The organism is Cereibacter sediminicola (genome assembly GCF_007668225.1).
Taxonomy (GTDB): Bacteria; Pseudomonadota; Alphaproteobacteria; order Rhodobacterales; family Rhodobacteraceae; genus Cereibacter_A; species Cereibacter_A azotoformans.
In genome coordinates this window covers 1-19,105 of sequence record NZ_VDEK01000033.1, presented here as the reverse complement: position 1 = coordinate 19,105, position 19,105 = coordinate 1, and the positions used below count along the sequence as shown (strand labels likewise).

At 68.4% G+C, this 19,105-nt stretch carries 9 protein-coding genes, 1 tRNA gene and 2 pseudogenes; 3 read left to right on the top strand and 9 right to left on the bottom strand.

All coding sequences use genetic code 11. From position 1 onward, the window contains the following. Positions 1 to 19: 19 nt before the first annotated feature. From FG154_RS16885 to FG154_RS16855, 7 genes are read right to left on the bottom strand one after another with little or no spacing between them, the layout of a single operon-like run. Positions 20 to 2,641, bottom strand: coding sequence for a malto-oligosyltrehalose synthase (locus FG154_RS16885; protein WP_145110412.1), 2,622 nt, complete (start codon positions 2,639 to 2,641; stop codon positions 20 to 22). Further along, positions 2,638 to 4,455 (bottom strand): 4-alpha-glucanotransferase, encoded by a 1,818-nt coding sequence (malQ, locus tag FG154_RS16880; RefSeq protein ID WP_145110409.1) that lies wholly within the window; start codon positions 4,453 to 4,455, stop codon positions 2,638 to 2,640. Before malQ ends, FG154_RS16885 begins: the two co-directional genes overlap by 4 nt. Further along, positions 4,452 to 6,230: a malto-oligosyltrehalose trehalohydrolase gene (gene treZ, locus FG154_RS16875; RefSeq protein WP_145110406.1), complete on the bottom strand. Its 1,779-nt coding sequence runs from the start codon at positions 6,228 to 6,230 to the stop codon at positions 4,452 to 4,454. Before treZ ends, malQ begins: the two co-directional genes overlap by 4 nt. Beyond that, positions 6,227 to 8,293, bottom strand: coding sequence for a glycogen debranching protein GlgX (gene glgX / locus FG154_RS16870; protein WP_145110402.1), 2,067 nt, complete (start codon positions 8,291 to 8,293; stop codon positions 6,227 to 6,229). The genes treZ and glgX overlap by 4 nt, the downstream gene beginning before the upstream one ends. After that, positions 8,290 to 10,476 carry a 1,4-alpha-glucan branching protein GlgB gene (glgB, locus tag FG154_RS16865; protein ID WP_145110399.1) on the bottom strand — a complete coding sequence of 729 codons (2,187 nt, stop codon included), beginning with the start codon at positions 10,474 to 10,476 and terminating at the stop codon, positions 8,290 to 8,292. Before glgB ends, glgX begins: the two co-directional genes overlap by 4 nt. Then, positions 10,473 to 13,781 carry a maltose alpha-D-glucosyltransferase gene (treS, locus tag FG154_RS16860; RefSeq protein WP_145110397.1) on the bottom strand — a complete coding sequence of 1,103 codons (3,309 nt, stop codon included), beginning with the start codon at positions 13,779 to 13,781 and terminating at the stop codon, positions 10,473 to 10,475. Before treS ends, glgB begins: the two co-directional genes overlap by 4 nt. Next, positions 13,778 to 15,955 (bottom strand): alpha-1,4-glucan--maltose-1-phosphate maltosyltransferase, encoded by a 2,178-nt coding sequence (locus tag FG154_RS16855; RefSeq protein WP_425456858.1) that lies wholly within the window; start codon positions 15,953 to 15,955, stop codon positions 13,778 to 13,780. Before FG154_RS16855 ends, treS begins: the two co-directional genes overlap by 4 nt. Before the next feature lie 138 nt (positions 15,956 to 16,093). Between FG154_RS16855 and FG154_RS16850 the strand changes: the two genes are divergently transcribed. Both FG154_RS16850 and FG154_RS16845 read left to right on the top strand, forming a co-directional pair. After that, positions 16,094 to 16,426, top strand: coding sequence for an STAS domain-containing protein (locus FG154_RS16850; protein WP_145110393.1), 333 nt, complete (start codon positions 16,094 to 16,096; stop codon positions 16,424 to 16,426). Continuing rightward, positions 16,423 to 16,692, top strand: a pseudogene (locus FG154_RS16845) (response regulator); the annotation flags it as partial. The gene FG154_RS16850 and the pseudogene FG154_RS16845, both read left to right, overlap by 4 nt. Before the next feature lie 338 nt (positions 16,693 to 17,030). Here the strand turns inward: FG154_RS16845 and FG154_RS16840 are convergent. Together FG154_RS16840 and FG154_RS16835 are read right to left on the bottom strand one after the other, a co-directional pair. Continuing rightward, positions 17,031 to 17,314: pseudogene (locus tag FG154_RS16840) on the bottom strand (transposase); the annotation flags it as partial. Between the two features lie 299 nt (positions 17,315 to 17,613). Continuing rightward, positions 17,614 to 18,792: a BaiN/RdsA family NAD(P)/FAD-dependent oxidoreductase gene (locus FG154_RS16835; protein WP_145110391.1), complete on the bottom strand. Its 1,179-nt coding sequence runs from the start codon at positions 18,790 to 18,792 to the stop codon at positions 17,614 to 17,616. 97 nt (positions 18,793 to 18,889) lie between these two features. Between FG154_RS16835 and FG154_RS16830 the strand changes: the two genes are divergently transcribed. After that, positions 18,890 to 18,964 (top strand) — tRNA-Gln (locus FG154_RS16830). Positions 18,965 to 19,105: the final 141 nt, after the last annotated feature.

Below are 19,105 nucleotides of genomic sequence, written 5' to 3'. Positions count from 1 at the left end.
CAGCGCGTCGCCTGCCCGGTCACTCGCCGTCGTCCACGAGAACCGCCACGGGAAGCCGGCCGAGGGTCAGGTCGCCCGACAGCGTCTCACCTGTCACCAGATCGCGCCAGCGGCCTGCTGGCAAGACGGCTTTTGCATTGCGCCCCTGCGAACGGTTCAGCCGGCAGGCCACCAGCATCCGGCGGCCCTCTGCCGCGCGCAGGAAGGCGCAGATCCCCTCCGGCATCTCCAACGGCTCGTAGCTGCCGCGGGCGAAGAGCGCGGGCGCCTCGGCCCGCAGCCGCAGGAGCCGCGCGGTCAGCGCCATCTTCACCGCCCCTCCCTGCGATGTGGCCTCGGCCGGCGGCTTGTCCACCAGTTCGGCCAGCAGCCGTTCACGAAGCGTGAAATCCACGTGCCGGCGGTTGTCGGGATCGACCAGGCTCTGCTCCCAGAGTTCGGCCCCCTGATAGATGTCCGGCATCCCCGGAACCGTCAGCTTCAGCACGGTCTGGGCGAGGATGTTGGCCGCGGCCTCAGGCCGGATCCGCGCGTGAAACTCCAGGAACGAGCGCAGGAAGGCGCTGTCGGGCGCGCCCAGCGCGCGGCCGATGAAGGCGCAGAAGGCCGCCTCATACTCCTCGTTGCCAAAGACCCAGCGGCTGTTCACCGCGGCCTCGCGGATCGACTTGAGCATCCCCGCCTCGACCCGCTCGCGCAGGGCGGCCAGATCCTCGGCCGGGGGCGGCCCGGCCCAATCCATCGGCCAGACCCCCAGAAGCAACTGGTAGAAGAAATATTCCTCGTTGCGGTCCACGGGCGCGTCTCCGGAGGCCAGCAGGCCGTGCCACTCCTCGACCTTCCTTGCCCATTCCCCGACATGACCGCTGATGGCGGCGATCCGCATCCGCGCATCCTCGCCGCGCTTGGTGTCGTGGGTCGAGGTGGTGAGCATGGCGCCCGGCTCACGCTCCAGCCGGTCGCGGTTGGCGCGGTGAAAGGTCTCGAGGCTCACGCCGAAATGGCCGGGCTCGCTGCCGACCTCGTTGAGCGCGATGAAGCGCGCATAGCGGTAGAGCGCCCGGTCCTCGAGCCCCTTGGCCATCACCGGCCCCGTGAACTGCTGAAGGCGCAGGACGAGGGCCAGGATCTCGTCGCGCTTGTCGGGCTGCTCCTCGCCGAGGTCGAGCGTCATCACATCGGCGATGAAGTCGTAGATGCCCGGATCGATCTCGGGCGCGCGGGCCCGTGCCCGTTCCACCGCCCCTTCGATCCGGGCCCGGTCGCTTGGCGACAGCCCGTCCTGATCGGCATAGGTGCGGTAGACGTCGAGCGCGGCCACCACCTGCGACAGGCCCGACCGCACCGCCGCCCGGCCGAAGTCGCGCCGCCTCGGATCGTCGGCCACCAGCGCCAGAAGCCGGTCCGACAGGCTCTCCAGCTCGGCCGCCATCGGCTGGGCCATGATCTCGAGCTTGGCCTGATGGACCAAGTCCTCGGGCGCGGTTGTGTGGCCGGTGAAGTCGGTGTGAACCTGCGTGAGCGCCTCGCATCCCGCGGGATCGGCCAGCAGCCCCACGGCCAGATTGGCAAACTCGTAGCCCGTGGTCCCGTCCGCCTGCCAGCTTTCCGGCAGGATCTCGTCCGGGGCGAGGATCTTCTCGACATAGAGCGGGAACGGCCGGTCGAGCGAGCCGCGCAGGCGCAGGCAATAGCCCTTGGGATCGACCAGCCCGTCGATATGGTCGATGCGGATGCCCTCGACGACGCCCTCTTCCATCAGCCGCAGGACCAGCCGGTGCACGCCCGCGAAGACCTCGGCCTTCTCGACCCGCACACCGGCCAGGTCGCTCATGGTGAAGAAGCGCCGGTAGTTGATCGCGTCGCTGTCCATCGAGAACTTGGCCGCGCGCCAGTTCTGCGCCTCGGCCAGCCGGTCGAGCGCGGCCCAGCTTTCGAGATCGCCGGTGGTGCCGCGGAAGGCGGCCAGCGCGGGCGTCGGGTCGGTCTGGCGCAGGCGCCGGCGCAGATCGGCCCAGACGGGATCGGAGGGCCCGGCGTCGCCCGCCGCCTCGAACTCGGCGGCCAGCTCCTCAAAGCCGGGGGCCGCCTGCAGGATCATAGCATAGGTCTGCGGGCAGACCGGCAGCTTGTGCGTGTCGTGCGCCCAGACCGCGAAGGCGCCGCGATCGGCGTCGTAGCGCAGCTCCAGCTCGCCCCGCGCCAGCACCTCGCCATACTGATCCCCAAGGAACGGCATCAGCACCTTGCCGGCAAGGCCCGGTGTCGGGCTCTCCCAGTCGATGTCGAACCAGCCCGCGACCGGGCTCTGCCGGCCCCATTCCAGCACCGAGAGCCAGAAGACATTGTCCGCGCCCCCTACCCCCATGTGGTTCGGCACGAAATCGACGATCACCCCCATCCCGTGCTGCCGGAAGGTCGCGGCCATGGCGCGGAACTCGTCCTCGCCGCCCAGCTCGGGGCTGATGAGGCTGTAGTGAACCCCGTCATAGCCGTGGGTCGAGCCCTCGCGCGCGGCAAGGATGGGCGAGGCGTAGAGGTGGCTGATCCCCAGCCGGGCGAGGTAGGGCGCAAGCCGCGCCGCATCCGCAAACCGGAAGTCGGAGGTGAACTGGATGCGGTAGGTCGCGCGGACGCTCATGTGGGCTCCCTGGGTCTCTCGGCGGCAACGGCCCCGGCGATGCCGCGGAAGAGCGCGGTGTCGGCGAGAGCCTCCAGCGGCACGCCGAGCCTGCGCCGCCAGTTGGGATGTTCGTCCACGGTCGAGGGCACGTTCACCGGCGCGACCTCACCCGCCATGTCCTCGATCCGCACGGCAAAGAGCCGCGAGGGCGTGCGCGCAAGATGGCGGTGCACCGCCACCACCAGCGCCTCGGGCGGATCCTCGGGGCCGATCCGGTCGATCTCGTCCCAGCCCATCAGGCGCGCCCGCGCCAGATCCTCGAGCAGCTGGCGCCGCTCGGTCCAGCGGAACTCACCCTGCTGGCGGGCGGCCTCATCCGAGATCAGGTGGAAGTCGCGCCGGATCGCCACGTCGTCGCCCCGCCACCAGCCGCGGAAGGTGGGCAGGTCATGGGTCGAGAGGCAGACGAGCGCCTCACGCGGATAATGCTCGGGGGCGATGTAGCCGTGGTCGTGCCGCTCGAAGAGCAGGATGCGGTAGGAGAGGATGTTCATCCGCGCCATCACCTCGCGGAACCCCTCGGGCACGTTGCCCAGATCCTCGCCGATCACGATCGTCCGGTTGCGGCGCGAGGCCTCGGCCAGGGCGCGGAGCATGTCCTCGATCGGGTAGCGGACGTAGGTGCCCTGCGGCGCGCCCATCCCGTCGGGGATGAGGAAAAGCTGCCAGACCCCCATCGCATGGTCGATCCGCAGCGCGCCCGCCCGCCGCGTCGCATCCTGCATCAGCGCCCCGAAGGGGGCCGCATGGAGATCGGCGAGCTTGACGGGCGACAGCGGCGCAAGGCCCCAGTCCTGCCCCTGCGCGTTGAACCAGTCGGGCGAGGCGCCGATGCGCAGGCCCGGCACGGCAAGACTCGGGTCCGACCAGGTGCTCGATCCGTCCGGCACCTCGCCCACGGCGAAGTCGAGATAGAGGCCGATCTTCATGCCCTCCGCCCGGCAGGCATCGCGCGCCTCGCCGAGCTGCCGGTCGGCGATCCATTGCAGCCAGAGGTGGAACCCCACCTCATCGGCCCGCGCGTCCGCGAACTCCGCCACCTCGGGGCTTTCGGCGTCATGGAAGCCCTCGGGCCAGCCGCGCCAGCCGGCCCCGTGCCCGTCGGCCACCATCTGCGCCGAGATGACCTCGAACAGCGCGTGCCGCCGCAGAAGCTCGCCGCCTTCGGTGCAGAAGCGCATGAAGGCCAGCGGATCGTCCGGCCCTTCGCGCCAGAGGATCCGCAGGGCATCCAGCTTGGCCGCGGCCACAGCCGGATAATCCACCAGATCGGGCGCGCGCAGTTGGTCGAGCCCCTCGGGCGCAAGCTCGTCGCGGTAGCCCGGCACGCGGTCCACCGCGATGTAGAGCGGGTTCAGGAAGCGCCGGTTCGAGGGCGAGAAGGGGCTCGTGTGAGCGGGATTGGCCAGAAAGAGCGCGTGCAGAGGGTTCAGCCCGATGAAGTCCGCCCCCGCGGCGCCCGCGATCCGCGCCAGCGCGCAGAGGTCGGCAAAGTCGCCGATCCCCCAGTTGCGCCCGGAGCGCAGCTGGTAGAGTTGCGCCGCGATCCCCCAGAGCCGCATCTCGCCCTCAGGCAGGAAGCAGGCTTCGCCCTCGGGCGCGCGCATCTCGGGCGGGGCGCGGTCGGGCGGCGGACCCTCCGGCGGGATGCCGAAGGCGTCCAGCAGCGCGCGCAGGGTCTCGACCGGCGGGCGGACAAACTCGCCCCCGAGCGCGTGGTAGCTGGGCTGGATGGCGAACTCTGCCGCCCTTTCTTCAATGGTCTGGCTCATGCGGGCTCCTCGAGCGTGACCAGCACCGAACAGGCCGGCAGCGGAGCGCCGGGCGCGGCGCCGGGTGAGGCATGGATCACACGCCCCTCCGCGTGGGGCAAGTCCTGCGGCCGGTCGTCGAGGTTGGCACGCAGCCGCAGCACCGCCCCCTCGAGCTGCCAGTCCACCGCCACCCGATCGTCCGCAACGGCGACCACGCGGCCGCCGTTGCCCGGCGCGCGCTCAAGCCGCGGGGCGATCTCTCGCGCGCGGGTGGCCAGCAAAGCGCGGACAAACGCCATCCAGGACCGGCCGCGCCCGGTGTCGCGGTGGTCCCAGTCGAGCCTGGAGGAGAGGAAGGTGCCTTCGGCGTTCGGGTCGGGCACGGTCCGTTCAAGGTCGAGCCCCTGAAAGGCCGAGAAATGCGCGAACTCCTTGCGCCGCCCCTCGCGCACCGCATCGGCCAGCTCTCCGGTGAAGTCGGTGAAGAAGGTGAAGGGGCGCGTCTCGCCCCATTCCTCGCCCATGAACAGGAGCGGCACATGCGGCGAGAGCAGCAGGATCGCCATCATGGCCCGCAGCCGCGCCTCGGGCGCCAGCGTCGTCAGCCGCTCGCCGAAGGCGCGGTTGCCGATCTGGTCGTGGTTCTGGAGGAAATCGACGAAGGCCAGCGGCGGCAGATGGCCCGAAGGCACCCCGCGCGGCGCCCCCTCATGCTCGGACTGTTCGCCCTGATAGACGAAGCCCTCGGCCAGCGCGCGGGCGTATTTGCGCCAGTGATCCTTCACGAAGTCGCAGTAATAGCCCTCGGTCTCGCCCGTCAGCAGGACATGCGCGACATTGTGCAGGTCGTCGTTCCACTCGGCCGTATGCAGCACCACCTCGCCCTGCGGGCCCCGTTCATGGAGGCGGGTGATGTTGCGGTTGTCCTCGGTCGTGAGATGGATGGGCCGGTCCGGGATCGCCTGCCGGATGGAGCGGGCCAGATCCACCAGCACCTCGGGATCGGATTCGGGATCGCGGATATGGTCGGCCGCGTCGATCCGAAGCCCGTCGAAGCGGAATTCGGTCAGCCAGTAGAGCGCGTTCTCGATGAAGAAGCTGCGCACGGCCGGCAGGTGATAGGCGATGGCGCTGCCCCAGGGGGTGTGCCGCTCGGGGTCGAAGAACTCGGCCGCATAGGCGCCGAGATAATTCCCTTCGGGCCCGAAGTGGTTGTAGACCACGTCGAGCACCACGCTCATCCCCAGCCCGTGCGCGGCATCGACCAGCGCCTTCAGATCATCGGGCGTGCCGTAGGCGGGATGCGGCGCATAGAGCAGGACGCCGTCATAGCCCCAGCCCCGGTTGCCGGCGAACTGCGCCACGGGCATCAGCTCGATCATGGTGATGCCGATCTCGGCCAGATGCGGCAGGCGTTCAATGGCCGCGCGGAAGGTGCCCTCCGGGGTGAAGGTGCCGATGTGCAGCTCCATCACGACGGTCTCGGCCCAGGGGCGGCCCGTCCAGTCGGTCTTCCAGTCGTAGCTGTCCGCGACCAGCCGTGAGAGGCCATGGACATCGCCCGCCTGCGCGCGGGCCGCGGGATCGGGCACCACCTGCCCGCTGGCCAGCACGAAGCCGTAGTCCATGCCCACCTGCGCCGGAAGCCGGACCTCGAACCAGCCGCCCTCCTGCCGCTCCATCGGGTGATCCTGCCCGTCCAGCCGCAGCCCGAGCCGCTCTTCGGACGGCGCCCACAGGCGGAAGCGGACGGAGCCATCCTCGATCCGCGGTCCCCAGGTCCAATCGCTCATTCATGCTCCTCCAGCACCATCAGTCCCCGCGGCGGCACGGCAAAGCCCGCCGCCCGGATGGGCACCGGCCGCTCGCGCACCCGTCCGGCCGCCGTGTCGAGGATCATCCGCCACCAGCCGCCGCAGTGCGGCAACGTGAACGGCACCTCCTCGTAGTGGCTGTCGAAAAGCGCGAGCACCGCCGGCTTGTTCCGGATCAACAGGCCCAAGGTGCGCGCGGCCGGGTTGTGCCAGTCCTCGGGCATCATCTCCTCGCCGTCGGGGCGCAACCAGCAGACCTCGACCGGCCGCTGCCCCACGGCCGCCTTGTGCAGGAAGGACGGGTGCCGGAAGAACGGCCGCCCCTTCCGCAGGGCGATCAGCCGCCGGGTGAAGTCGAGAAAGGCCGCGTCCCGCGCCGACAGATCGTCGAGCTTCAGCCAGTTCATCTCGTTGTCCTGGCAATAGGCGTTGTTGTTGCCGCCCTGGCTGCGGCCCACCTCGTCGCCCATCAGGATCATCGGCGTGCCCTGCGAGATCAGGAGCGTGCCCATCATCGCCCGGCGCATCCGGTCGCGAAGATCGAGCACCTCCTCGTCCTCGGAGGGCCCCTCCTCGCCGCAGTTCCAGCTGCGATTGTCGGAATGGCCGTCGCGGTTGTCCTCCTGGTTCGCCGCATTGTGCTTGTCGTTGTAGGAGACCGTGTCGGACAGGGTGAAACCGTCATGGGCCGTGACGAAATTTATGCTGGCCCAGGGCCGCCTCCCCCGCCGGTCGAAGAGGCCCGCCGTGCCCAGAAGGTGCGAGGCCAGGCCCGGCAGCTCGCCCTCGTCGCCCTTCCAGTAGGAGCGCACGGTGTCGCGGTACTGGTCGTTCCACTCGGCCCAGCCCGGAGGGAAATTGCCCAGCTGGTAGCCGACGTGGCCGGTGTCCCACGGCTCGGCGATCAGCTTGACCCGGCCCAGCACCGGGTCCTGCCGCACGGCATCGAGAAAGACCGCGTTCGCGTTGAACCCCTGTCGGTCGCGCCCGAGCGAGGTCGCCAGATCGAAGCGGAAGCCATCGACGTGGCAGGCCTCGACCCAGTAGCGCAAGCTGTCCATCACCATCTGCAGCACCCGCTGGTGCCCGAGGTTCACCGTGTTCCCGCAACCCGTGGTGTCGTAGTAATAGCGCGGATCGTCGCCGAGCATGTAGTAGCTGGCGTTGTCGATGCCCTTGAAGGACAGCGTGGGCCCCAGATGGTTGCCCTCGGCCGTGTGGTTGTAGACCACGTCGAGGATCACCTCGATCCCGGCCTCGTGCAGGCGGCGCACCATCAGCTTGAACTCATGCACGCCGCCGCCGGGCGAGATGTAGCGGGTGGCCGGCGCGAAGAAGCCGATGGTGTTGTAGCCCCAGTAGTTCGTGAGCCCCTTCTCGATCAGGTAGCGGTCGTCGAAGAAGGCCTGCGTGGGCATCAGCTCGACCGCCGTCACGCCGAGCTTCACCAGATGGTCGATGGCGCGCGGATCGGCGAGCGCGGCAAAGCTGCCGCGCACCCGGTCCGGGATCTCGGGGTTGAGCGCCGTCATCCCCTTCACATGCGCCTCGTAGATGATCGTCTCGGACCAGGGCGTCCGCGGGGAATAGTCCGGCCCCCAGGTCACCGCGGGATCGACCACCACGCATTTCGGCATCACGAAGGCCGAGTCCCGCCGGTCGAACGAGAGGTCGGCGCGGGCGTTGCCCATCCGGTAGCCGAAGACCGCGTCATGCCAGACGATCTCGCCCTGCAGCATCAGCGCATAGGGGTCGATCAGCAGCTTGTTGGGGTTGAAGCGCAGGCCGTTGTGCGGCTCGTAGGGGCCATGCACGCGGTAGCCGTAAAGCTGCCCCGGCCGCACCTCGGGCAGGTAACCGTGCCAGACCTCGTGCGTATATTCCGGCAGGGCCACGCGGGCGATCTCGCGCCGCCCGCGCGCGTCGAAGAGGCAAAGTTCGACCTTGCTCGCATTGGCCGAGAAGATCGCGAAATTGGTGCCCGACCCGTCCCAGGTGGCCCCGAGCGGGAACGGGCTGCCCTCGCGGAGCGCAAAGCTCATGCAGGCATGACCAGGATGGTGGCGAGCGGCGGCAATGTCAGGCGGAGCGAGAACGGACGCCCGTGCCATGAGACCTCCTCGGCCTGCAACGAGCCGGGATTTCCCACGTCCGACCCGCCGTAGATCGCCGCGTCGGAATTGAGGATCTCGCGCCACTCGCCGCCCTGCGGCACCCCGATGCGGTAGTCGGAGCGCACGACGGGCGTCAGGTTGCAGACCGCCAGAACCGGCTTTTCCCCCGGCGCCTTGCGCAGGAAGCTGAGCACGCTGTTCTCGGTGTCGCCCGCGTCGATCCACTCGAAGCCCTCGGGGTCGCAATCCATCCGGTGCAGCGCCGGCAGCCGGCGGTATTCGCGGTTCAGGTCAGCCACCAGCCGCTTCATGCCCGAATGGGCCGGATCGTCGAGCAGGTGCCAGTCCAGCGAGGCGTCGTGGTTCCACTCGCGCTCCTGCGCGAACTCGCCGCCCATGAAGAGCAGCTTCTTGCCGGGATGGGCCCACATGAAGCCGAAATAGGCCCGGAGGTTCGCGAACTTCTGCCAGCGGTCGCCCGCCATCTGCCCGATGAGCGAGCCCTTGCCGTGCACCACCTCGTCGTGGGAGAGCGGCAGCACGAAATCCTCGGAAAAGGCATAGACCATGCCGAAGGTCAGGTCGTTCTGGTGGTGCCTGCGGTGGATCGGATCGCGCCGGAAATAACCCAGCGTATCGTGCATCCAGCCCATGTTCCACTTGAAGCCGAAGCCGAGCCCGCCCTCCTCCACCGGGCGGCTGACCTGCGGGAACGCCGTGGATTCCTCGGCGATGGTGATGCAGCCGGGATGGTCGATCCGCACCCGCTCGTTCACGGCGCGCAGGAAGTCGATCGCCTCGAGATTTTCGCGGCCGCCGTGGCGGTTGGGCACCCATTCGCCCGCGTTGCGCGAATAGTCGAGGTAGAGCATCGAGGCCACCGCATCGACCCGCAGCGCATCGACATGGTAGCGGTCAAGCCAGAAGAGCGCCGAGGCCTGAAGGAAGTTCGCCACCTCCTGCCGGCCGAAATTGTAGATCTGGGTGTTCCAGTCGCGGTGGAAGCCCTGCCGCGGGTCGGCGTGGTCGTAAAGGTGGGTGCCGTCGAAATTGGCCAGCCCGTGCGCGTCCGAGGGGAAATGCGCCGGCACCCAGTCGAGGATGACGCCGATCCCCTCGCGGTGCAGCCGGTCCACCAGCCGCGCAAAGCCCTCTGGCGGACCGAAGCGCGCGGTGGGGGCAAAGAGGCCGATGGGCTGGTATCCCCACGAGCCGGTAAAGGGATGTTCGCTGATCGGCAGGAACTCGACATGGGTGAAGCCCATCTCGCGCACATAAGCTGCCAGCTCCTCGGCCAGCGCGTCGTAGTCGAGACCAAGCTTCCACGAGCCCGCATGGACCTCGTAGATCGAGATCGGCGCGCTGCGGTCCTGCCGGCTCGCGCGCTCCTGCATCCAGCCGGCGTCGTGCCAGTCGGGTTCGGGCAGGCCGTGGACCAGCGAGGCCGTCGCGGGCGGCGCCTCCTGCGCGAAGGAAAGCGGGTCGGACTTGAGCGGCAGCCGCTCGCCCGACGGCCCGAGGATCTCGTACTTGTAGAGATCCCCGACCTGCAGGCCGGGAATGAACAGTTCCCACACGCCGACGCCGATCCGCTTGCGCATCGGGTGGCGGCGGCCGTCCCAGGCGTTGAAGGCCCCCACGACCGACACACGCCGGGCGCTCGGGGCCCAGACGGCAAAGCTGACGCCCTCGACCCCCTCCAGCGTCACGGGATGGGCGCCGAGCCGGGTGTAGAGCTGGTAGTGCCGCCCCTCGCCCATGAGATATTCATCCAGCTCGCCCAGCACGGCCGGGAAGCGGTAGGGATCCTCGGCCTCCCACTCGTGCGGGCCCGAGCAGAAGCGGAGCCGGTAGGCGAAGGGCTCGTCCCCCGGCACGACGCCGGCAAAGAAGCCCTCGGCGCCGATCCGCTCGAGCGTGGCGACAGGCTGGCCCGCGCCGTCCAGCACCCGGACCTCGGCCGCCTGCGGGGCAAAGACCCGCACCGAGAGGGGCGTCCCCCCTCCGCCATGCATCCCCAGCACGCCGAACGGGTCGCCGTGCGTGCCGCGCATGATGGCGGCCACGTCGCTTTCGGGAACGAGATCCTCGGGCTTCGGTGTCGGGTTCATGCAGGCTCCCTGTCCAGCAGTTCCAGAAGGCCGCGCAGCGGGATGCCGACCCAGGCCGGCCGGCTGCCCAGTTCGTAGGAGGTCTCGTAGACCGCCTTCTGCACGAGGAAGAGGTCGAGCAGCGCGCCGCGCAGGCCGGCATCCTCCGGCAGACTCGCCACGCCCTCGGCGGCGGCCTCGTAGGCGGCGAGGAACTCGTCCACCGCGCGCTGCCGCCAGCCCTCGGCCCGTGCCAGCGCCTCTTCGTTGGCGGGCCCGAAGGCCTCGGCATGGCGCGCCAGCGCGGCCGCGGCCGCATAGTCGAACGAGCGCAGCATCCCGGCCACGTCGCGCAGCGGCGAGGACTTCTGCCGACGCTCGTCCAGCGAGCGGCGGGGTTCGCCCTCGAAGTCGATGATGGCCACGTCATCCTGCGCCAGCAGCACCTGCCCCAGATGATAGTCGCCGTGGATCCGGCTGAGCGCGCCCGACGCCTCGAAGCCCCGGACCCGGTCGAGACGGGCCAGCAGCGCGTCGCGCCGCGCAAGCAGCGTCTCGGCCAGCGGCTGAACCTCCTCGGGCAGGGTCATGCGCTGCCGCTCGAGCACCGAGAGCATGGCCTCGGCCTCGCCCCGCGCCCCTTCGGCCCACCGCGACAGCAGATCGCCCGTCAGCGGCTCCAGCCGGAAGGCGGGATCGTCCGTTTCGGTGGCGAAGGCGCGGTGCAGTTCCGCCGTCCGCTGGCCCAGGAGCCCCGCGATGGTGAGCGGGAAAGTGAAGCCGTCCGCGTCCGCCGGCGGCGCCTCGGAGGCGGCCCAGCCGCCATGCTCGCCCAGATCGCGCACGAGGGCATCAAACAGGCCGCGCCAGGCGTCGCCCATGTTGGCCACGAAGGCGAAGGCCGCCGCCACGACCGTGGCCTCGCCCTCCGGCGGCTGGAGGCTGACCACGCCGAGGAACCGCGGTGTGTGCGCGTAGCCTGCGACTTCGGTCAGGAAGCGCGCCACCTCGACATCCGGCTGCTCGCCCGCCCGAAGGCGGCGGTAGAGCTTGAGGATGATCCGGTCGCCGAAGGCGATCGAGATGTTCGACTGTTCGGCCCCCAGATAGCGCGGCTCGCCCGGATCGGTGATCTCGGCCAGACACGAGCCCGGGTCGAACAGGACATCGCCCGCCGGCCCCTTGAGGCGCCGCGCCTGCCGCAGCGCATCGAGCATCGCCTGCGCCAGACGTTCGTCATAGGCGCCGTCGATCAGCGCACCCACCTGCGGGCCGCGCCGCACCTTGGCGAGCGTGTAGCTCAGTTTCGGAGCACCCGAGCGGAGCTGGTCCTCGCCCCAGAGGGTCGAGGCCGGCAGGAAATACTGGTGCGCCTCGCCGCCCACCTCGGCATCGAGCCGCACGAGCGCATGGGCCTCGGACAGGGAGCCCAGAACCCGAAGCCGGACCGAGCGGATCCGTTCCTCCTTGGCGCCGAACCACCGCTGCAGCGGCAGCCAGTTCGGCAGGACATCCGCCTCGAGCTGGCCCTTTTCGCGCCCGTTGAGCGCCGTTTCGGCGCGCCCGTCGCGGGTGGTGAGCGTGATGAAATCGGGCAGGATCTCGGGCATCGGCTGGTGCCAGCTGGGCAGGGTCTGCTGATCGGACAGGACGAACCAGTAGAACCCGTAGGGCGGCAGGGTGAGCATGTAGGGCAGATCGCCCACCGGCGGAAATTCGGACCGGCCCGTCAGTTCCACCGGCACCGCCCCGCGGAAACGGCCCAGATCCAGCTCGACCGCCTGCGCCGTGTCCGACAGGTTCGCCACGCACAGGATGTCGGTCCCCTCGTGGCTGCGCACATAGGCCAGCACCTTGCGGTTGCGCGGATAGAGCAGGCTCATCGTTCCCCGCCCGAAGGCCGGATGCTGCTTGCGCACCGCGATCAGCCGCCGCATCCAGTTCAGCAGGGAGGACGGGTCGGCCGCCTGCGCCTCGACGTTGATGGCCTGATGGCCGTAGATCGGGTCGAGGATCACCGGCAGGTAAAGCTGTTGAGGGTTGGAGCGTGAAAAGCCCCCGTTGCGGTCGGCCGACCATTGCATCGGCGTGCGCACCCCGTCGCGGTCTCCGAGGTAGTAGTTGTCGCCCATGCCGATCTCGTCGCCGTAATAGACGATGGGCGTGCCCGGCATCGACATGAGCATCTGGTTCAGCAGCTCGATCTTGCGCCGGTCGTTCTTCATCAGCGGCGCCAGCCTGCGCCGGATGCCGAGGTTGATCCGGGCCCGCGCATCGTCGGCGTAGAAGCGCCACATGTAGTCGCGTTCCTCGGCCGTCACCATCTCCAGCGTCAGCTCGTCATGGTTGCGCAGGAAGATGCCCCACTGGCAGCTTTCGGGGATCTCGGGCGTCTGGCGGATGATGTCGGTGATCGGATGCCGGTCGGCCTGCGCCAGCGCCATGTACATCCGCGGCATCAGCGGGAAGTGAAAGCCCATGTGGCACTCGTCGCCGTCTCCGAAATAGGGGCGCGTGTCCTCGGGCCACTGGTTCGCCTCGGCCAGCAGCATCCGGTCGGGGAAGTGGGCATCCAGATCGGCGCGGATCTTCTTCAGGACATCGTGCGTCTCGGGGAGGTTCTCGTTGTTGGTGCCCTCGCGCTCGACCAGATAGGGGATCGCGTCGAGCCTGAGGCCGTCCACCCCCATGTCGAGCCACATCCGCATCACCTTGAGAACTTCCTCGAGCACCCGCGGGTTGTCGAAGTTCAGGTCGGGCTGGTGCGAGTAGAAGCGATGCCAGTAATAGGCGCCGGCCACAGGGTCCCAGGTCCAGTTGGACTTTTCCGTATCGAGGAAGATGATCCGCGTCTCGGGGAACTTCTGGTCGGTGTCGCTCCAGACATACCAGTCGCGCGCGGCCGAGCCCTTCTTGGCCCGGCGCGCCCGCTGGAACCAGGGATGCTGGTCCGACGTGTGGTTGATGACCAGCTCGGTGATGACGCGCAGACCGCGCTTGTGGGCTTCCTGCACGAAGAGCTTGAAGTCCCGCATCGTGCCGTAGGACGGGTTGATCGAGCGGTAGTCCGAGATGTCGTAGCCGTCATCGCGCAGCGGCGAGGGATAGAAGGGCAAGAGCCAGATCGCCGTCACGCCCAGCGCCTGCACATAGTCGAGCCGCTGCATCAGTCCGGCAAAGTCGCCGATCCCGTCGCCGTTCGCGTCCTGGAAGGCCTTGATGTGCAACTGATAGATGATCGCATCCTTGTACCAGTCGCTCTGGCTGCGATCGATCCCGTCGGTCCGGCGCACGGCGACGGTTGCGGGGGGCACGTTCTGGTTCATCTGGGCATTCCCGGCGCGTAGAGCCGCCAGATCGCATAGGGGCGCGACTGGGGGTCAAGCTCCAGCCACTGCCACTTGCCGTGCCAGGTGAAGCGGTTTCCGTTCAGCAGATCCTCGACCTCGACCGAGGCGTCATCGGGCAGCCCGAACTCCCACAGGGGGACCTCGAACTGGAAGGTCTGCGCATGGTGCGGATCGAGATTGACGTGGAACAACAGGAAGTCCGATCGGTCCTCGGTGCTCTTGCCATAGGCGAGCACCGCGTCGTTGTGGGCGTCGTAGAAGCGCAGCCGCGTGAAGTCCCGCATCGCCGGATGGGTCCGGCGGATATGGTTCATCAGCCGGATGTCGTCCTGGATGTGGCCCGGCTGGTCGAAATCCCACGCACGAAGCTGGTATTTCTCGGAGTTGAAATATTCCTCCTTGCCCGGCACCGGCGTCGCCTCGCAGATCTCGTAGCCGTTGTAGATCCCGTAATTGCCGCCGAGCGTCGCCGCGAGGGCCAGCCGCACCCGGAACCCCGGCCGCCCCGAATGCTGGAGGTAAACCGGATTGATGTCCGGCGTGTTGGCGAAGAAGTTCGGCCGCATGTAGTGCCGGCAATCTTCGGTCGTGAGTTCGGTCAGATACTCGATCAGCTCGGCCTTGGTGTTGCGCCAGGTGAAGTAGGAGTAGCTCTGCGAGTAGCCGACCTTGGCCAGCCGCTTCATCACCTTCGGCCGCGTGAAGGCCTCAGCGAGGAAGATGACGTCGGGATGTTCGGCGCGCACCTCCTCGATCATCCATTCCCAGAAGGGGAAGGGCTTGGTGTGGGGATTGTCCACCCGGAAGATCTTCACCCCCTTGCCCACCCAGAACAGGACCACGTCGCGCAACGCATGCCAGAGATCCGGGATCGCGCCGCGGTAGAAGTGGACGTTGACGATGTCCTCGTATTTCTTCGGCGGATTCTCGGCGAACTTGATCGTCCCGTCGGGGCGCCAGTCGAACCACTCGGGATGCTCTCGGATCCAGGGATGATCCGGCGCGCACTGGATTGCGAAATCCAGCGCAATCTCCAGATCATGCGCGCGCGCCGCCTCGACCAGCCGCGCAAAGCTCTCGAAATCGCCAAGCTCGGGATGGATCGCATCATGCCCGCCCTCGTCCGAGCCGATGGCATAGGGCGAGCCGGGATCGTTCGGCTCGGGCGTCAGCGAATTGTTGCGCCCCTTGCGGTTCACCCGCCCGATCGGATGGATCGGCGTGAAATAGAGCACGTCAAAACCCATATCCCGCACATAGGCGAGCTTGCGGATCACGTCATCGAAGGTGCCGTGCCGCTCGGGGTCGCCGGACTGCGAGCGCGGCATCATCTCGTACCAGGCCGAGAAGGCTGCGGCTTCGCGGTCGGCAAAGACCGGGAGGATCTTGTAGCAGGTCAGGTTGGTGCGCGGACCCGAGCGGCGCACCGCCGCGGCCACGTCCGGCGCGTTCAGACGGGCGAAGCGGTGACCCTGCTCCTCGGCCTCGTCGTCTTCGGCCAGCGTCCGGTCGATCAGCGCGCGATCCTCGGGCTCGCCCTCCTCGACCGCCTGCAACAGCCGTCGGCCCTCCTCCAGCTCCAGCCCGATGTTCTGGCCGGCCGCGAGCTTCTTGGCCACCTCCTTCCGCCAGGTCGTGAAGAGGTCGCGCCAGGCGAGGAACGTCAACTCGTGCGCGTCGTTCTCGGGAAAGGTGACACGCGCGCGCCAGCGATCGTTCGCGAGGAACTCCATCGGCACCTCGGCCCAGCCCTCGGCCCCGCGCCGCCGGTGCAGGACCGCCGCGTCGATGCTGTCGTGGCCATCGCAGAAGATGTCGGCCTCGACCGTCACCGGCCGACCCGAAACCACCTTCGCCGGAAAGCGCCCGCCGTCGATCTCGAGGTTCACGCCCTCGATCGCCAGGCGCGCGTTGGCCAGCAGCATGAGCCGATCATCCACGCCGGCGCGGCTCGGGGCAGCAGAGCCCCGTTGCACCGGAGCGCGCCTCTGTTCCTTCGCATCCGCCACTGTCGGCCGCTTGACCTCGGACTCCGGTCCCTTCGGAGCGCGCAAGGCACGGGCGGCCCGCTTGCGGCCGCTCTCGCCATCCCTGTCCGTCACGCCTGATCCCCATTCTCGTCCAATGTGGGGGGTCAACAGGCGCCTCAGGGGTTTTGTTCCCTCTCCGGTTGAGGGCCTGGCCCACCGATGAGCATTTTAGACATTCGAGGCCGCGCATTAGGAAAGGCTTATGGGTTGAGGCTTCAGAAGGAAGACAACGGATCCATTTACCTGAGGCTTTCTCCCATGCCCGCTTCCCCCGTTGTTCTCGCGCTTCCCGAACGTGCCAGTCTCGCCGATGCCGGCGGGCTAGTGGCGGATCTTCTGCGCAGCCTCTCCTCGCCCCTCACGGTCAGGATCGAGACAGAGGGTGCGCGTGACGTGAGCCTCGCGACCCTGCAGGTGCTGGTGGCCGCTCACCGTCACGCCGCCGCCGCGGGCGCGCGGCTCGAGGTGTCGGCCGCACCCGGATCGGCCGTGGCTGAGGCGCTGGCCCTCCATGCGCTCGGGCAAGACAGCGGCATCGTCATCGACAACGGGCTCTGGACTGGGGTCTCCGGCGCGGAGGCGCGGCAATGAGCAAGACGATCCTCGCGGTGGATGATTCCCCCTCGGTTCGCCAGATGGTGCGCCTTACGCTCATGGGGGCGGGCTACACGGTCGTCGAGGCCGTCGATGGGCAGGATGCGCTGGAAAAGGCAGGCTCTCAACGTTTCGACGCCATCCTGACCGACCAGAACATGCCCCGCCTCGACGGGATCGGCTTCATCCGCAAGCTCCGCACGCTGCCCGAAGGCAAGGGCGTGCCGATCGTCTTCCTCTCGACCGAGTCGCAGGACACGCTGACCGGTGTTCGCCCCCTCGATCTCCACCGGCAGGAACGTTGCTGTCTCCGAATGCGGCCAGAGAAGCTTCCGCCGCAACTCACGCCGCCACTGGTAGATGGTAAGCTGACGCCGAGGGCCGTCTTGACTTACCTGCTTTTCTCATCGGCCATGATGCGCTCGATGATGTCGCGTTAACGAACTTTCGGGCGTCGTCGTCAACGCGGAGATCGTGACCGGCGAGGAGTGAGGGCGGACCATGGCCGCGGTACGGCCGCGTAAGCCGCTCGAACGACAGGGGCCGGTGCTGGAGTGAGGCGCAGAACACAGCCATCCCGTGAATCGATGCGCCGCCGAACGGTCTCGCCGGTGAAGTGCTGGTAGTAGAGGTTATCGACCCACGCGCGACCACCGCCGTCCGACAGCCGGAACGCGTGCTGCAGGTAAAGCAGCCCCGCCACGAGCCGCGGCGACGTCGCGGGCCGACCGGTCGCGGACGGGAAGAAGCCCGCCCATTCGCGTTCAAAGAACTCCCAGTCGATCAGCACCGGCAGCGCCACCAGTGGTGGCGCCGGTCGATCATGTCGACGAGACGCGGCCGGAAGAGGTCGTTCTGCTCGGGCAGGCCGGAAGAGTGCTTCATGCGGCGGGCCGTAATTGCAGGGTTCCGGGCCCAACCCTAGGAAATCCTGAAGACCATGGCGACTGAAACCTGGGGTTCGAGGCCGCCACTTCGCCATTGTCCAGGCCGAACCTAAGTGAATTCAATCAAGCGTTTGACCAAACGGCCTCAGCCACCAGCACGTCGACCTGCCGAAGCATGGCGTCGATCTCCCTCGGCTTGTGCTTCTTGTAGCGCATTCCTGCTCCCTCCCGTATTCCTTGGCGCGGATCTCGATCTCCCCGCCTGATGCGCGCGGACCGGCCCTGGGGTCGAGAGCCTCAGACGCTCTGGCCTGCCGCCCAGCCCGAGGACCAGGCCCACTGGAAATTGTAGCCGCCAAGCCAGCCGGTGACATCGACGGCCTCGCCGATGAAATGCAGGCCCCGCACGGACTTTGCCGCAAGGGTGCGTGCATCGAGATGATCGGTGCTGACGCCGCCGAGGGTGACCTCGGCCGTGCGGTATCCTTCGGTGCCCACCGGCCGCAACTCCCACTGGCGGAGAAGCTGCGCGAGGCGCTCGAGCGTGGCGTTCGACTGCGCTCCGATCGGCCCCTCGATGCCCGCCACGCTCTCCATGTGCCGCGCGAGGCGCTCGGGAAGGTGCCGGGCCAGAACGGTGCGCACGGCGCTTTTCGGACCCGCGTCCCGCGCGGCGCGCAGCGCGGCCGACAGATCGGCGCCGGGCGTGAGGTTCACGCCAAGCGGCATCCCCTCGCGCCAGTAGGAGCTCGCCTGCAGGATCGCGGGCCCCGAGAGACCCCTGTGGGTGAAGAGCAGCGCCTCGTCGAAGCTTGCCCCGTCCGCCGTGACGCGTGCGGGGACGGAAAGACCGGCAAGCTCCTTCAACCGCTCGAGTTCCTGCGCGGCGAAGGTGAGCGGCACGAGGCCCGGCCGCGTCTCGACCACCGGCAGGCCAAAGCTCTCGGCCACGCGGTAGGCATAGCCCGTGGCCCCCATCTTCGGGATCGACTTGCCCCCGGTCGCCACCACGACCGACGCCGCCCGCACCGGCCCGCGCGAGGTTGCCACCTCGAATCCGTCCGGCACGGCCCGGATCTCGCCGGGTTCCACGCCCAGCCGCAGTTCGACCCCGGCCTCGCGCATCTGGCGCACCAGCATGTCCACGATCTGCGTCGCCGGCCCGTCGCAGAAGAGCTGGCCCAGCGTCTTCTCGTGCCAGGTGATGCCCTCGGCATCCAGCCGGGCGATGAAGTCCCACTGGGTGAACCGCTTGAGGGCCGAGAGCGCAAAGCGCGGGTTGCGCGACAGGAACCGCTCGGGCGCGATGCCGAGGTTGGTGAAGTTGCACCGCCCGCCCCCCGAGATGCGGATCTTCTCGCCGGGGGCGCGGGCGTGATCCAGCACCAGCGTGCGGCGTCCGCGCCGGCCCGCCTCGATGGCGCAGAACATGCCCGCGGCCCCTGCCCCAAGGATCAAGACGTCGGTTTTTTCCATGCGTCTCCATAACTTGCACCGATCTTCGGGACAATGCGAGAAATCTTCGACCTGCCCCTTGCGGAGGTCCGGAGGCTTCGCTAAACACCGCCGCAGTTGGGGCGTCGCCAAGTGGTAAGGCAGCGGTTTTTGGTACCGCCATTCGTTGGTTCGAATCCAGCCGCCCCAGCCACTCCTGCATTCGGAGGCCGCAGGCCACCGGTGCGGAGGGCCGGTTGCTCTTGCGGCCCAGAGCAGCCTTTGCTAGAACCGGCCGCACAGTTGGGGCGTCGCCAAGTGGTAAGGCAGCGGTTTTTGGTACCGCCATTCGTTG